Origin of the sequence: Bacillus sp. FJAT-42376 (genome assembly GCF_003816055.1) — a bacterium.
GTDB lineage: Bacteria > Bacillota > Bacilli > Bacillales > Bacillaceae > Metabacillus_B.
Window position 1 is genome coordinate 2,582,719 of sequence record NZ_CP033906.1, and the last position, 13,506, is coordinate 2,596,224.

16 protein-coding genes are annotated in these 13,506 nt (G+C 43.9%); 5 read left to right on the forward strand and 11 right to left on the reverse strand.

Features of this window, described 5'->3' with window-relative positions:
* Window positions 1–426: 426 nt before the first annotated feature.
* The 3 genes from CEF21_RS12920 to cdaS form a co-directional block, all read right to left on the reverse strand.
* The gene (locus CEF21_RS12920) at window positions 427–1,653 is read right to left on the reverse strand and encodes an MFS transporter (protein ID WP_123916964.1); all 1,227 of its coding nucleotides are present in this window, start codon (window positions 1,651–1,653) and stop codon (window positions 427–429) included.
* Window positions 1,654–1,758: 105 nt separating this feature from the next.
* Complete coding sequence (locus tag CEF21_RS12925; RefSeq protein WP_241156673.1) at window positions 1,759–3,075, reverse strand: NCS2 family permease; 1,317 nt, start codon at window positions 3,073–3,075, stop codon at window positions 1,759–1,761.
* 83 nt (window positions 3,076–3,158) lie between these two features.
* Window positions 3,159–3,782, reverse strand: coding sequence for a sporulation-specific diadenylate cyclase CdaS (gene cdaS, locus CEF21_RS12930; protein WP_123916966.1), 624 nt, complete (start codon window positions 3,780–3,782; stop codon window positions 3,159–3,161).
* 301 nt (window positions 3,783–4,083) lie between these two features.
* On the opposite strand from cdaS, the gene CEF21_RS12935 reads away from it, so the two are divergent.
* Entirely contained in the window at window positions 4,084–5,451 is a 1,368-nt protein-coding gene (locus CEF21_RS12935) for an MATE family efflux transporter (protein ID WP_123916968.1), read from the forward strand.
* 200 nt (window positions 5,452–5,651) lie between these two features.
* On the opposite strand, the gene bshB2 is transcribed toward CEF21_RS12935, so the two are convergent.
* From bshB2 to rarD, 4 genes are read right to left on the reverse strand one after another with little or no spacing between them, the layout of a single operon-like run.
* Window positions 5,652–6,317, reverse strand: coding sequence for a bacillithiol biosynthesis deacetylase BshB2 (gene bshB2 / locus CEF21_RS12940; RefSeq protein WP_123916970.1), 666 nt, complete (start codon window positions 6,315–6,317; stop codon window positions 5,652–5,654).
* An 18-nt stretch (window positions 6,318–6,335) separates the two neighbouring features.
* Entirely contained in the window at window positions 6,336–6,686 is a 351-nt protein-coding gene (locus CEF21_RS12945) for a YojF family protein (RefSeq protein WP_123916972.1), read from the reverse strand.
* 16 nt (window positions 6,687–6,702) lie between these two features.
* Window positions 6,703–6,966 (reverse strand): hypothetical protein, encoded by a 264-nt coding sequence (locus CEF21_RS12950; RefSeq protein WP_123916974.1) that lies wholly within the window; start codon window positions 6,964–6,966, stop codon window positions 6,703–6,705.
* 23 nt (window positions 6,967–6,989) lie between these two features.
* The gene (gene rarD, locus CEF21_RS12955; RefSeq protein ID WP_164462181.1) at window positions 6,990–7,925 is read right to left on the reverse strand and encodes an EamA family transporter RarD; all 936 of its coding nucleotides are present in this window, start codon (window positions 7,923–7,925) and stop codon (window positions 6,990–6,992) included.
* A 121-nt stretch (window positions 7,926–8,046) separates the two neighbouring features.
* Here rarD and CEF21_RS12960 point away from each other — a divergent pair, with 121 nt between their 5' ends.
* Window positions 8,047–8,514 carry a spore gernimation protein GerT gene (locus CEF21_RS12960; protein ID WP_123916976.1) on the forward strand — a complete coding sequence of 156 codons (468 nt, stop codon included), beginning with the start codon at window positions 8,047–8,049 and terminating at the stop codon, window positions 8,512–8,514.
* 114 nt (window positions 8,515–8,628) lie between these two features.
* Here the strand turns inward: CEF21_RS12960 and CEF21_RS12965 are convergent, their stop codons facing one another.
* From CEF21_RS12965 to CEF21_RS12980, 4 genes are all read right to left on the reverse strand, one after another.
* Window positions 8,629–8,880, reverse strand: a complete 252-nt coding sequence (locus tag CEF21_RS12965) for a hypothetical protein (protein WP_481747585.1) — start codon at window positions 8,878–8,880, stop codon at window positions 8,629–8,631.
* Window positions 8,881–8,966: 86 nt separating this feature from the next.
* Window positions 8,967–9,323: a DUF2188 domain-containing protein gene (locus tag CEF21_RS12970; RefSeq protein WP_123916978.1), complete on the reverse strand. Its 357-nt coding sequence runs from the start codon at window positions 9,321–9,323 to the stop codon at window positions 8,967–8,969.
* Window positions 9,324–9,338: 15 nt separating this feature from the next.
* On the reverse strand, window positions 9,339–10,079 hold the full coding sequence (locus CEF21_RS12975; protein ID WP_123916980.1) for an SDR family NAD(P)-dependent oxidoreductase: 741 nt from the start codon (window positions 10,077–10,079) through the stop codon (window positions 9,339–9,341).
* 14 nt (window positions 10,080–10,093) lie between these two features.
* A complete protein-coding gene (locus CEF21_RS12980) occupies window positions 10,094–10,399 on the reverse strand; it encodes a winged helix-turn-helix transcriptional regulator (RefSeq protein WP_123916982.1) in 306 nt (101 codons plus the stop codon).
* A 151-nt stretch (window positions 10,400–10,550) separates the two neighbouring features.
* Between CEF21_RS12980 and CEF21_RS12985 the strand changes: the two genes are divergently transcribed.
* From CEF21_RS12985 to CEF21_RS12995, 3 genes are all read left to right on the forward strand, one after another.
* Window positions 10,551–11,174: a nitroreductase family protein gene (locus CEF21_RS12985; protein ID WP_123916984.1), complete on the forward strand. Its 624-nt coding sequence runs from the start codon at window positions 10,551–10,553 to the stop codon at window positions 11,172–11,174.
* A gap of 135 nt (window positions 11,175–11,309) precedes the next feature.
* Window positions 11,310–12,596 (forward strand): GntP family permease, encoded by a 1,287-nt coding sequence (locus CEF21_RS12990; RefSeq protein WP_123916986.1) that lies wholly within the window; start codon window positions 11,310–11,312, stop codon window positions 12,594–12,596.
* 78 nt (window positions 12,597–12,674) lie between these two features.
* Window positions 12,675–13,451, forward strand: coding sequence for a 3-hydroxybutyrate dehydrogenase (locus tag CEF21_RS12995; RefSeq protein WP_123916988.1), 777 nt, complete (start codon window positions 12,675–12,677; stop codon window positions 13,449–13,451).
* The last annotated feature ends 55 nt before the right edge of the window (window positions 13,452–13,506 follow it).

The following is a 13,506-nucleotide window of genomic DNA, read 5'->3' on the forward strand; positions in this document are numbered from 1 at the left end:
TACTATTCGATTCCTACTTGGCCAATCCGCTGCTGCAGGGCTCTCCTTAAGGGCGCCATATTGCAAATTAAATCTTTTTTAGACAGCATTCTTTATATGTATCGGCTGAAGTAACATAATTTTCACTCTTTTTTAATAGCTTTGTTAAACTTGGCTGTTAATTGCAGCTGGCAAGCCCTGCAATGAGCACATTTTAAAATCAATTTCACGCTTTAACACAGCCTTTTTAAAAATAAATATGTTTGAGCTTTATAGAGTTTTTCTCTCCAGGTCTTACATAATTTCCAAACAGTGCCGCAATAAAAAATCAGACTCTGTTTTATTTAGAATGACCTTTCCCTCCATTTCGACATTTCCGACACATTCTCCTTCCCTTCTTCGTCATTTTTTAAACTCCTAAAAAAAAAACAGTCCATAATGGACTGCTCAGCTGCTTGCTTTTTTGGGTTCCGGTAATGGAGTCGGCTTGGCTTGATTTGAAAGCATTCTCAGCTGGGTCCGGCCATAAAGAAGAACCAGCACCATCGAACCTGCTCCGAATACGACCACCATATATTGGAGTCCGATTGTGTCGAGCAAAAGGCCGGTTCCAAGCAGCACTACCTGGAACATAATCCGGTCCAGCATATTTCGGAATGAGAAAAACCGGCCATGATATTCTTTGTCGATCCTTGTTTGGAAGATCGTGGAGGCGATTGGGAAAAAACAGCCGACACTTAAGCCGAAAAGACCGAACGAGAAAAGCGACATCCAGAAATGATCGCTGAAGAATAAAGACAAATGGGCAATAGAAGTAATGAAAGCAAACAAAATCATCAAAACGATATGATTATACCGGTCAGACAGCTTTTTGACGATTAGTGCACCGAGCATGAAGCTCAAGCCTTCGACTGTATAGAGAAGACCTTTCACCGCAGTGCTGTTCTGAAGCTCACTGATATTAATAACCATTAGATTGAAGCCTCCAATGAAAAGCATTGGAATAATGGTCAGAATAAGAGCGGTCAAGGCAATCGGAGCCTTTTTCAATATAGGGAGCACTTCCAAAAATCCTCCGCGGTTCGCTTTCCTGTTTAAACCGCTTTTGTTTCCAGCTTCCTCTAGTTGCAGGAAAAATGTAGATCCAAGCAAAACTCCGTATGCCGCCATTGAGAGAGCATAGAGGGCGCTCAGGCTGACGAATGAGAGCAGCATGCCTGCAAGCGCAGTGCCAATGACCCTTGCCAGCGTGGCAACATTCATATGAACCCCGTTCATCTGAACGAGCTCCTCTTCTTTGACAATCACAGGAATGGCTGCCTGCAGGGCAGGAAAATAAAAGGCGGCAGATACTTGAATCCCAATCAAAAATAACAGCATAAGCCATACTGAACCATAGGATATAGCGGCAAACATGAAAAGGACACTCAGCATTCTTCCAATACCGGAAATAATCATGACTTTTTTCTTTGAACGGCTGTCGATGATTCGTCCAGCCAGCGGACCGAATGCTACGCCCGCGAGGAGACCCGCGATCAGCAGCAGAGATTTGAGAAAGTCTGAAGGAATATAAGTTTGCATAAATTCCAGATTGCCGATAATCCCCATCCATAAGCCGAGTCCTGCGATAAACTCCCCGGCTAAAATAATCCATACATTTTTATTTTTCCACATATGCATTCTCCATTTTTTGGTTGATTCATTTACTATAGCACCGTTAAAGATATTTCGCCACCCGAAATTTTCTATAAAAAAATACAGGATTTTCATCCTGTACGGTTAGCCGATTAAGAAAAAATTGACAATAAAAGCGGCGGATATCACATACATAAGCCAATGCAGCTCTTTTGCCCTTCCTGTAAATAGCTTAAGCAGCGTATAAGAGAGGAACCCGAATGCCACTCCTTCTGCAATGGAATAGGTTAAAGGCATCATGATGAGGGCCAGGAACGCAGGAATGAGCTCGGTCAGATCATCAAAGTCCACTTCCTGCAGCTCGGTCAGCATAAATGCTCCTATAATGATAAGGGCAGGTGATGTTGCGACGCTTGGAATAAATTGAATGAACGGGGCAAATAACAAGGTAAGTAAAAAAAGGAGGGCTGCAAAAATCGCCTTCAATCCAGTACGGGCACCCGATGCAATTCCAGTTGCATTTTCTACATACGTATTCATCGCCGTACTCCCAAGTACCGCACTCACCATGGTCCCGAAAGCACCTGTAGTCAATGCCCGGTTCATATTCGGCACGTTTCCGCGCTCGTCTGTCAGGTTTGCTTTTTTCGTCAAACCAATTAATGTAGCGAGCGTATCAAATAATTCAACGATCGTAAATGAAAAAATAATCGACAGGATTCCGTAGCCAATGGCTGCTTTTATATCCATCGCCATGAACGTCGGTTCAATAGAAGGGATTTGAAACGAAAGAAAATCTGAAAGTCCCTTCGGTGATGGAGAATTCCCTAATAATATGGATGCTGCTGAGACAATGAGGATCGAGATAATAATCGCGCCTCGGACATTGAGAGCAGACAGAACAGCTGTGAGAACGATTCCTGCAACCGCAAGAATAGTCCCGATATTGGTCATATCCCCCAGTGCGACAAACGTTGCTTCATCCGGAACAACAATTCCGCCGTTTTTTAATCCGATAAAAGCAATGAACAGCCCGATTCCTGCAGTAATCGATGCTTTCAGGGTTTTAGGAATAGCGCGGACTACTTTTTCGCTGATGCCAAAAACCGATAAAATAAAGAAGACAAGTCCTGATATAAATACGGCTCCGAGTGCTGTTTCCCAGGACAAACCCTGTTTAAGAACGACTGTATATGTAAAAAATGCGTTGAGTCCCATTCCGGGGCCAATGACAATCGGAAGATTCGCCCAAAAACCCATAATTAAACTGGTAATGACAATTCCATAAATGGTTGCCGCCAAAGCCGCTTCCTTCGGTATGCCTGCCTCGGATAAAATCACCGGGTTTACAAGGATAATATAACTTACAGTCACAAATGTCGTCAGTGCTGCCAAAAACTCTCTGCGGACACTGGTGTTGCGTTCTGTTAGCTTAAAATACTGATCAATAAGCCTGTTCAACCTTTTACCTCCTCCATGAAACATATCCGACATTATATCTCACATTTTTATTGGATGAAAGAACTTTATAACAGGATAAGAATTTAAAGATTATTTGTACTTATCGGATAAATCGATCCTTCTTTTGCAAAGGACATCTTCCCTGTTTCCTCTGATACAATTAGTACGATGGCATCTGTTTTCTCCGTCAATCCGATAGCCGCTCTGTGTCTCGTGCCCAGTTTGCTGCGCCCGGATGAAATATCCGAAACAGGCAGGATGTTTGCTGCTGAAACGATCTTATCCCCTTTTATAAGCATCGCCCCATCGTGCAGGGGATTCCCCGGGTAAAAAATACTCTCTGCAAGGGATGCTGAAAGATCTGCCTGAACTTGAATGCCATTGCGGATATAAGGAGCTGCCGGTTCACTTCTCTCCACTATAATCAGACCTCCGTGGCGTTTCTGAGACAAGTTCTGCATCGCGGATGCCAGTTCATGAAAGCTTTCGGTATAAGCGGATAAATATACTTGAAGATAGAACGTCGAAGCGGATGACTGAATCAGCTGAAACTTTTTGTTCAGTTCCTCCAGTTCACATAAAAGACAGGAATCCGGGTGGCCAAGTTCACTCAGAATCTTTTCAGAGCCTTTAATAATACTGTTTAAATTGCGTTCTATGCTGTTTTTAATATGATTCAATATTTCATTCTCTGCTTGTTTGCTCATTTGCATTTCCGCTCCTTTCTTCTAGGGTTTGCATCCTTTCACCTGAACATGAAAGAGAATTGCTTGGGAATTAGTGGTACATACTAATGGTACACACTGAATAAAAAAGAGGGGTTCCCACTATGTTCATTGCGAAAATATGCCAATATATTTTTTCGGTTTCAGGAACGGTCATTCTTGGAATGTTTTATTACCGGATGTTTAAAGGTGAATCTGCAAAAAATCAAAGACATAAACAATAACCAGAGCATCGATTCGTGGTATAATTCCTTCATTATGTCATGATCAGAAGAGGTATTCGATGCAGCATCAGAACACACTTTCAAAAAAATTGAAGCAATTCAGCACGATTTTATTTCCTATCCTCATTACACAGCTCGGTCTGTATTCCATGACATTTCTGGATACGACGATGTCTGGAAAAGTAAGTCCGGAAGATCTCGCAGGAGTGGCTGTCGGGTCAAGCATTTGGGTTCCCGTCTACACAGGGTTAAGCGGGATTTTTATGGCGATTACGCCAATGGTCGGGCAGCTTTTGGGAGCCGGAAAAAAGGACCGCGTTCCGTTTACCGTCTTTCAAGGGCTGTATTTATCTATCTTTATGGCCGCGGCTGTCATCGCTGCGGGATTTTTTATTCTTAATCCGCTTCTTGCCTACCTTCCCCTTGAGGATTCAGTTGAAACCATTGCCAGACATTACCTGATTAATCTGTCTTTCGGTATCCTTCCACTGTTTTTTTATGGGGTTCTAAGAAGTTTTATTGATTCACTGGGCATGACACGGATTACCATGTGGATCACGCTTTCGGCCCTGCCAGTAAACTTTTTCCTTAATTATTTATTTATCTTTGGAAAGCTGGGATTTCCTGCTTTAGGAGGAGCTGGAACTGGAGCTGCGACAGCTTTAACTTACTGGATAACTGCAATCATTACGTTTAGCCTGATTATCCGGCATCCGTCACTGGCTTCTTTTTCCCTTTTTTCCCGCTTTTATAAAGGTTCTCCTCAAAAATGGAAAGAAATTCTGGGAATTGGCATGCCAATCGGTATGGCCATTTTTTTTGAGACGAGTATCTTTGCAGCGGTCACGCTTTTTATGAGTGAGTACAATACGGTTACGATTGCCTCCCACCAGGCTGCCATGAATTTTGCTTCCTTCCTTTACATGATTCCCCTTTCAATATCCATGGGATTAACCATTGTTATCGGATTTGAAGCAGGGGCAAAAAGATGGCAGGATGCAAAAGAATACAGCCGGCTTGGCATCTTAATGGGGATTTTCCTGTCTCTATTGACTGCAGCAATCATCTTCTTCTTCAGAGGCCCGATAGCTTCCCTCTATACAGCGGATCCGGAAGTGCTTGCACTGACCAAAACGTTTTTAATTTATGCGATTTTCTTCCAGCTATCCGATGCGGTCGCGGCTCCTATTCAAGGGGCCCTTCGCGGATACAAGGATGTGAAGTTCACGTTTTTCACTGCCCTGATCTCCTATTGGGCAATTGGCCTTCCGCTCGGCTATATTATGGCCCAATACACGGATTTACAGGCGTTCGGCTACTGGATTGGACTGATTGCCGGTCTTGCCTCCGGTGCCATCGGACTTTCGATGCGTCTTCGCAGCAAGCAAAAACGGCTGCTGCACTCCTCTTTGGAGCTGGAAAGGTAGGATCTAAAGTTACCCGCCCTTTGGAGCGGGAGGCGTAACACTCCTTTAGATCAGCGGTGTGACTCCGCAGCCGCAAATCGGCGAGGAGGATGACCTGCCGGCTGCCATTATGAACCAAGTTTAATAAAACTTTTAAAAAACCCCCTGGATGCTCATTCATGAGCGCTCAGGGGGTTTTGCCTTCCGTCATTCACGTTTACTTAATCGTTCCATTGGTAGTGCCAGTATGTTTCTGTTTCGAACCAGTTCATCACTTGAGGTTCACCTTTTTTGAAGCTCGCTTCCATTTGTTTAATAACCCCTTCCGTCTGAGAACGGTGGGCTTTTAACGCATTCATTTTAATCTCAGCCACTTCTCTGATATCAAGAAGCACGTTTGGCTCTCCAAGAGTTTCTTCCCGGTTTTTCGTAATCGCCATGCAATACGTTTCCGGACGTTCTTCTTTTGGCATTCTTTTCAGAGCGTGAATAACCGCTCTGCCTGTTGCATCGTGGTCAGGATGAACGCCGTGATCAGGATAAAAGGTGACAATCAGCGAAGGCTTCACTTCCTGGATGATGCTTTCAATGCGGTCAGCAAACAAATCAATGTCCTCAAATTCTAATGTTTTGTCCCTCATGCCGAGCATTCTCAAGTCCGTTACATCCATAGCTCTGCATGCGTCTTCGAGTTCCCGTTTCCTTATCAGAGGAAGTGTTTCACGGTTTGCAAACAGCGGGCTCCCCATGTTGCGGCCCATTTCTCCAAGTGTACCGCATGCATACGTAACCGGTACGCCTGCTTTTCTTTTAAGTGCAATTAATCCGGCAACCCCAAAGGATTCATCATCGGGATGCGGCAAAACAACTAATACATGTTCATTCATTGTAAAAACTCCTTTTCATCAAGATGGAAATGGCACCGTACTGATTTGAAGCGCAATCGCGAGTTTTCCGTCCGGATGATGACCCGCAATAATCAGGCGATTTTGCTCGTCAATCGTAAAATCAGTCAGACCCTCTGCATATGTCCATCCTTCTTCCATCTTCAAACCGACTCTGTAGGGACCAAAGCCCGTAATTTTCGCTAAAGAATAGTTCAGTTTGGCATTTCGGATAAATGCCACAACAGTCATGCTGTTCTCATTTTGATGGGCATTGTAGGCACCGGTTGTTGTTTCGAGGTGAATATATACATCTTTGTTGGCATGCTGATCCAGATATGCCTGAATCTCAATCGGGCTAATAGGTTTCATATCGTTGCTCCTTTATCTATTTCTTCAATGAGGCAAGCGTCTTTTCATACAGGGCAATCAGCTTGTTTTTCTCCTCATCATTCAAATGTGATTGTCTGACTCTGCTGACTGCAAGGGTGTATTTCTGATCTGGATTCTTGCGGACTCTGGGATGAGTGCCTTCATCAAGCAAATCTCTTCTCAAGGCTTCTTCAAGTGCTGCTTTTGGCGGCATCTGCAAATCAAGCTTCCTGCTGTTCCAGATCTGCCTGAAGCTGTTCAGCAGCTGTTCATCTTCCATTTTATCACTCCTGCTCCTTATCCTTAAGCTGATTTACTTTTTGCCTTTTTCATACGCAAATTGCGGGCATCTTTTGCTGAGGAGAAAGTAAAAACAGCAAGAGCGAGCCAAATAAAAGCAAATGTTATAAAATCGACTGCTGTAAACGACTCTTTAAAAATAACGAGCCCCACAATCAATGTCAAAGTCGGAGCGATATACTGAAGGATTCCAGTCATATACAGCGGAATTTTCTGGGCCCCGCTTGAAAAAAGAAGCAGCGGAACGGCGGTGACAATACCTGCTCCAATTAAGAGGAAGTCAGTCAGGAAGCCCTCCCCTGCCATAAAAGCAGATTCCCCTTTCCACATTAGCTGAAGTAAATAAAGAACAGCTGCCGGCATAACAACAAGGGTCTCAAATGCAAGTCCAACAGCAGCATTTAACTTCGTCACCTTTTTTGTCAGGCCGTAAAACCCGAAACTTAAGGCCAAAATCATCGAAATCCACGGAAAGCTTCCAAAATGGATGCTTGAGATCAGCACTCCGGCGAACGCAAGCAAAAAAGAAAATTTTTGCCATTTATTCAGCTTCTCTTTCAGGAAAAAAACGCCAAGGAGAACACTGATCAGCGGATTAATATAATATCCAAGGCTGGCTTCAAGAATATGATGGTTATTGACGGCCCATATGTATACAAACCAGTTCGCGCTGATGAACAGAGAGGAAAAAACAAGGGACATGATCAATACCGGACGCTTTTTCATCTCAATCAGCGCCTCCCCTGCCTTCCTCCAGTTTTTTCCGGCTGTAAGGACTAAAAGCATAAAAATAAACGACCAAAAAACCCGGTGCGCCAGGATTTCCTCTGAGCGTACTGAATCGGCTGCTTTCCAATACAGAGGGAGAATTCCCCATAAAAAATATGAAGCGGCTGTAAGGATAATTCCGCGTTTGTCATATTTCGCCTCTTCATGCAAATTGTTTCACACTCCCATTTGTTCCATGGACATTATACTCTTCCCCCGTGAAGCTTCACAAGCAAAAGGCTTATTGCCCGCATATACTGGATTATCGCCTGCTTAGAGAAAGGATGATTTCATGTTTCCGTGGAACAAGCAATATCCATTTAACCAGCAAAAACTCCCTGATTTTTTTAAAAAAATGAATCCAAATCAAGTGGAAAATTATGTTCAGCAAGTTATGGGCCAGGTTTTCGGCCAGGATCAGGCAGCCGGCTTCCCCTACCAGTTTGCAGAAAACCATGAGGAAAAGCAGAAAAGTGTCCCTTCAGAAAGCTGGTATGAAGCAACGGACCGGCTTTATTTTAAAATCCCTATTCCGGCGGAACAGGCTAAAAATGTTAAAATCCAGCATAATAGCCATCAGCTTACACTTGTGAACTTCCCTGAAACGGGAGAAAAAAAATCGTTCCAAATGCCGTTTCTTGTCCGGAGAAAAGGAACGAAGGCAACGTATCAAAATGAAGAACTGGAACTGTCTTTTCTGAAAAACGAAGATTTGAATGTGACAGAGATTCACATACCTGAAGAAGAAATCCGGAGCTGATCATTCAGCTCTTTTTTTATGATCTGAAAAAGACACTGCTGCAAGAATATTTATCGATTCTCCTGCAAATGAAAAAAACCGCTTCCTTTTGAAAGCGGCCTCTTTATAGTAATATCAGTAAATGGCCCCGGGATAACCTGCTCCCGGATAGCCTCCTGCAAATCCGCCCGGATAGCCAAAAGCGCCTGGATACCCATATCCCGGGTAGCCACCATAAAACCCTCCGTAATACGGAGGACGGGCAAAGCCCCCGACGATCGCTCCTCCAAGCAAACCGCCTAAAAGTCCGCCGACAAATGGAAAACCGAAAGGTATAAATCTATTATAGGGCCCTGGCGGATTGCCTCTCATCATATAAGGATACAATGTATAGTTCCTCCTCTTCGTTAGCCTGCACTTATAGGTTATTCACCTAGCATGGACAACGAATGGGCCCTTACCCAGCAATGTGATTAATTCATGCTTTGCTCTTCGGATCCATCTTCTTTGTATACGGTAATTGAGGCGTTTTGATCATGGACCAGTTCTCTCGCTTTTTTAATGGCATCTGCTTTTGTGTGATATACAAAGCTCGCCCTCTGGCTATTTTCCTTCTCTAAAACCCAATGGTCATCCTTCTTGTGGAGCAGATAGGTATCGCCCGTTCCATCATCCGCCCACTTTTCAGCCTGAGAAGTCGCGATGGCAATCGCTCTGCCCTCTTCGTACTTATCATCGAGCAGAGCATTGGCGATTTCAATGGCCTTTTTTCTTGTTTTTTCAGGAAGGTTTTTCATTGAATCCGGATAGTCCGTGCTGCTCCATGGCATAGCGATTCAGCCCCCTTAATGTTCATAAATCATTTTGCGTGTCATACCGCCATCAATCACCAGGTTGGCTCCATTCACAAAGCTGTTGGAAGAATGCGTCAGATAAAGGCATGCTCCTGCAATATCAGAAGGTTCGCCAACTCTTCCCGATAGATGCTGCGTATGGTCCACCTCACGGAGATCATCCAGATTCCCGGTGTGGATCCATCCCGGAGAAATGGCATTTACTGTGATGGAATAGTCTGCAAAAGAAGCCGCAAGAGCGTGGGTAAGCGCAACGATTCCCCCTTTGGATGCTGCGTACGCTTCAGAGTCAGGCTCTGACATTTGAGATCTCGTGGAGGCAATATTTACAATCGATCCGCCTGTATGATCCTTCATATGTCTTGCTGCTTCCCGTGAGAATAAAAAGACACTTCGAAGGTTGGTGGATAGAATATTGTCCCATTCTTCGACCGTCAGTTCAAAAGGATCTTTAAAAGCAACGGCACCTGCGTTGTTGATCAGGACATCAATCCCCCCGAAAGTTCGAATCGTTTCTTTTATACAGCCCAAAATGTCTTCAGGATTTCTTACATCCGTTTTTATAAATAGAACATGGTCATTCTGCTCAAGCAATTCAGTCTCGAGTTTCTTCCCTTTTTCCGAGTCATAATCAGCTAAGACAACGTTGAATCCTTCTTTGCTGTATGCCCTGGCAATTCCTTCTCCAATTCCATTTGACGCGCCGGTTACAATGACTGTTTTCGCTTCCATCTTCCATAGACCTCCTAGCAATAACGATTGCCCCAGATTTGTACTTCTTTCATTACATTCTTTAATGCCATACCCTTTTCCGTCAGTTTATAAATCACTTTTACAGGAGTTTCAGGATAAACGATCCGCTCCACCATTTCGGCCGCTTCCAATTCTTTTAACCGTTCAGCAAGCATCTTCTGGCTAATACTAGGAATGATTTCCGACAAATCCTTAAATCTTTTGGGTCCGTCCATCAGGACATGGATGATCATCCCATTCCAGCGTTTCCCAAGCAGTTTAAAAGCAAATTCAATATGCGGACAAGTTGGAAATTTCATATCACCGCCACCTTTTCAAGCCTCATTCTTGACAATTGTTTGAACATCGTTTTATGATAGACAGCGTTCGACAAACTTACAATAAGTGAGTGCGTTACTTTTTGTCCATTATAAACGACAAACCATCATTTTACAAAAAGGAGGCTATACCATGTCCACAACTCATTCAGACGATTTGCTTACTCTTTTGGGAGAGCGTACATCCATCCGTCACTATGACAAATCAGAGTCCATTTCAAAAGAAGAACTAACGAAAATATTGGAATCTGCTGTCCAAGCACCATCTGCCTGGAACCTTCAGCATTGGAACTTTATGGTTTTTCACAGTGATGAAGCGAAAGAAAGACTGCTGCCAATCGCTTACAGCCAAAATCAAATTGTTGAATCCTCAGCAGTTGTAGCTATCTTAGGCGACCTGGAAGCAAACAAAAACACGGATCAAGTTTATAATCCGCTTGTAGACGCCGGCTTCATGACGAAAGAAATCAAGGAAACGCTTGCGGGGCAAATCAATGGTGCTTATACAAACCCTGTATATGCCCGTGATGCCGCTTACAGCAATGCGTCATTAGCCGCTATGCAGCTGATGCTTACGGCAAAAGCATTAGGTTTCGACACCTGTGCAATCGGAGGCTTTAACGGAGAAGAATTGGTTAAAGAATTCAAAATTTCAGATAGATATGTGCCGGTTATGCTGATTTCCATCGGAAAAGCTGCAAAACCAGCTCATAAAAGCGACAGAATCAGCCTGGATCAATTATCCGTCTGGCTGTAATGCCGCATCGCCAAAGCGGGGTTCCTTACCCGCTTTTTCCTTTTGCCTATTTTCTTTTCAGTTATTTTTCAATACTTTTTATCATTTTGTGGAACAGTATATTTATCTAATTATAGAAGCAAGGAGACAACGCATATGTTCAGTATCATACTCGGTTTGGTTCTTCTGATGGTGCTAGCCTATTTCGGCTGGTCCATTATCTGGATCGCTCCGCTCATTTCCCTGATTGTCGCAGGGATTTCAGGAATGGATTTACTGCCTGCCTATACTGAAACGTATATGGAAGGTTTCGTCGGCTTCACTAAAAAATGGTTCCCCGTTTTCCTTTTGGGTGCCATATTCGGAAAGCTGATGGAAGAAACAGGGATGGCACAGGCTGTTGCTTATAAAATCACTGATTTTATCGGCAAAAAAAGAGCGATACTCGGTGTGCTCATCGGTGCAGCTGTTTTAACGTACGGCGGTGTCAGTCTTTTTGTCGTCGTATTTGCCCTTTATCCATTGACAGTCGCTCTGTTTAAAGCAGCCGATCTTCCAAGAAGGCTCATTCCCGCAACGCTTGTACTGGGTGCTTTCACCTTTACTATGACAGCCATTCCGGGAACACCGCAAATTCAAAATATTATTCCGACCGATTATTTTAAAACCACTCCGCTTGCAGGGCCCATTACAGGAATTGCAGCCGGATTAATCATGGCAGTCGGCGGGTATTTATATCTTGCATGGCGCGGCAGAAAGCTACAGGAAAAAGGCGAGGGCTATACAGAGGCTAAAGGCGGCAGCGAGGTTAAGGAAGTAGATCCGGACAGCCTGCCGAATCCTTATTTATCCATCGTTCCCCTTTTAGTTGTTGTTGTGGCGCTTAACGTTATAAAACTTGATATTCTGCCTTCCCTTTTGATCGGCATCATTGTCATTATGCTTTTAAGCCTGAAAAAGGTGAAGCTCTTTATCAGCGCTATAAACGGGGGTGCAAGCGGATCTGTTATGGCGATTATCAACACCAGCGCCGCAGTCGGTTTTGGTGCAGTCGTAACTGCTGTTCCGAGCTTCTCGCATATTACTGATATGATTATGGGACTCGGCGGCAATCCGCTCATTTCTGAAGCCATTGCAGTTGAGCTGCTTGCAAGCATTACCGGTTCTGCTTCCGGCGGAATGGGAATTGCCCTGCAGGCATTGGGAGAACAGTATTACCAGCTTTCCCAGACAACAGGTATTGCACCTGAAGCTTTTCACCGAATTGCAGCCGTTGCATCCGGCGCGTCCATCCTGCCCCACAACGGTGCGCTTTTGACGCTGCTGACCGTTACCGGCCTTAAGCATAAGGAATCCTATTTGGATGTAGCTGTCGTTGGGCTTATCATCCCGATCATTGCATTGATTGTATCCATTTTGCTTGCATCTGCAGGTATTTACTAACGTCTGAAATTAGACTTTCTATTCGAAGAAATCTCTAATTTTAAATAAATTTTTAAGTATTGGAAGGAGAAATTCAACATGGTAGAGAATAAAGTTGTTTTTATTACTGGAGCAGCACAAGGAATCGGTTATGAAATCGGGGAAAAATTTGCAAAAGAAGGCGCAAAAGTCGTTCTAACCGACCTTAACGAAGAAGGCGTTAAAAAGGCAGCAGAAACTCTGGGCCAAAACGGACATCAAACATTGGGGCTGAAATGCGATGTTACCAATGAAGAAGAGCTGAAAAAAGCGATCGACGATACGATTGCCCACTTCGGAACTCTCGATATTCTGATTAACAATGCAGGTATGCAGCATGTTTCACCAATTGAAGAATTTTCTACACAGCGTTACGAGCTTCTTGTTAAAATCATGCTTACTGCACCATTCATGGCGATCAAGCACGTGTTCCCTCATATGAAGAAACAAGGGTTTGGCCGGATCATTAACATGTCTTCCATTAACGGCTTAATCGGATTCGCTGGAAAAGCTGCTTATAACAGCGCCAAGCACGGTGTAATCGGTCTGACAAAAGTTGCGGCACTTGAAGGCGCAGAACAGGGCATCACTGTAAATGCACTTTGCCCTGGTTATGTGGATACACCGCTTGTACGCGGACAAATGCAGGATCTTGCGAAAACACGCAATGTACCTCTTGAAAAAGTTCTTGAAGAAGTTATTTATCCATTGGTTCCTCAGAAACGCCTGCTTTCTGTTGAAGAAATTGCGGATTACGCGATTTTCCTTGCAAGCGATAAAGCACGCGGTGTAACGGGCCAGGCAGTCGTACTGGATGGCGGTTATACAGCTCAATAATCGGCTGAATCAGAAAAAAATCCTTTGCAGAAATCTGCAAAGGATTTTTTTTGCT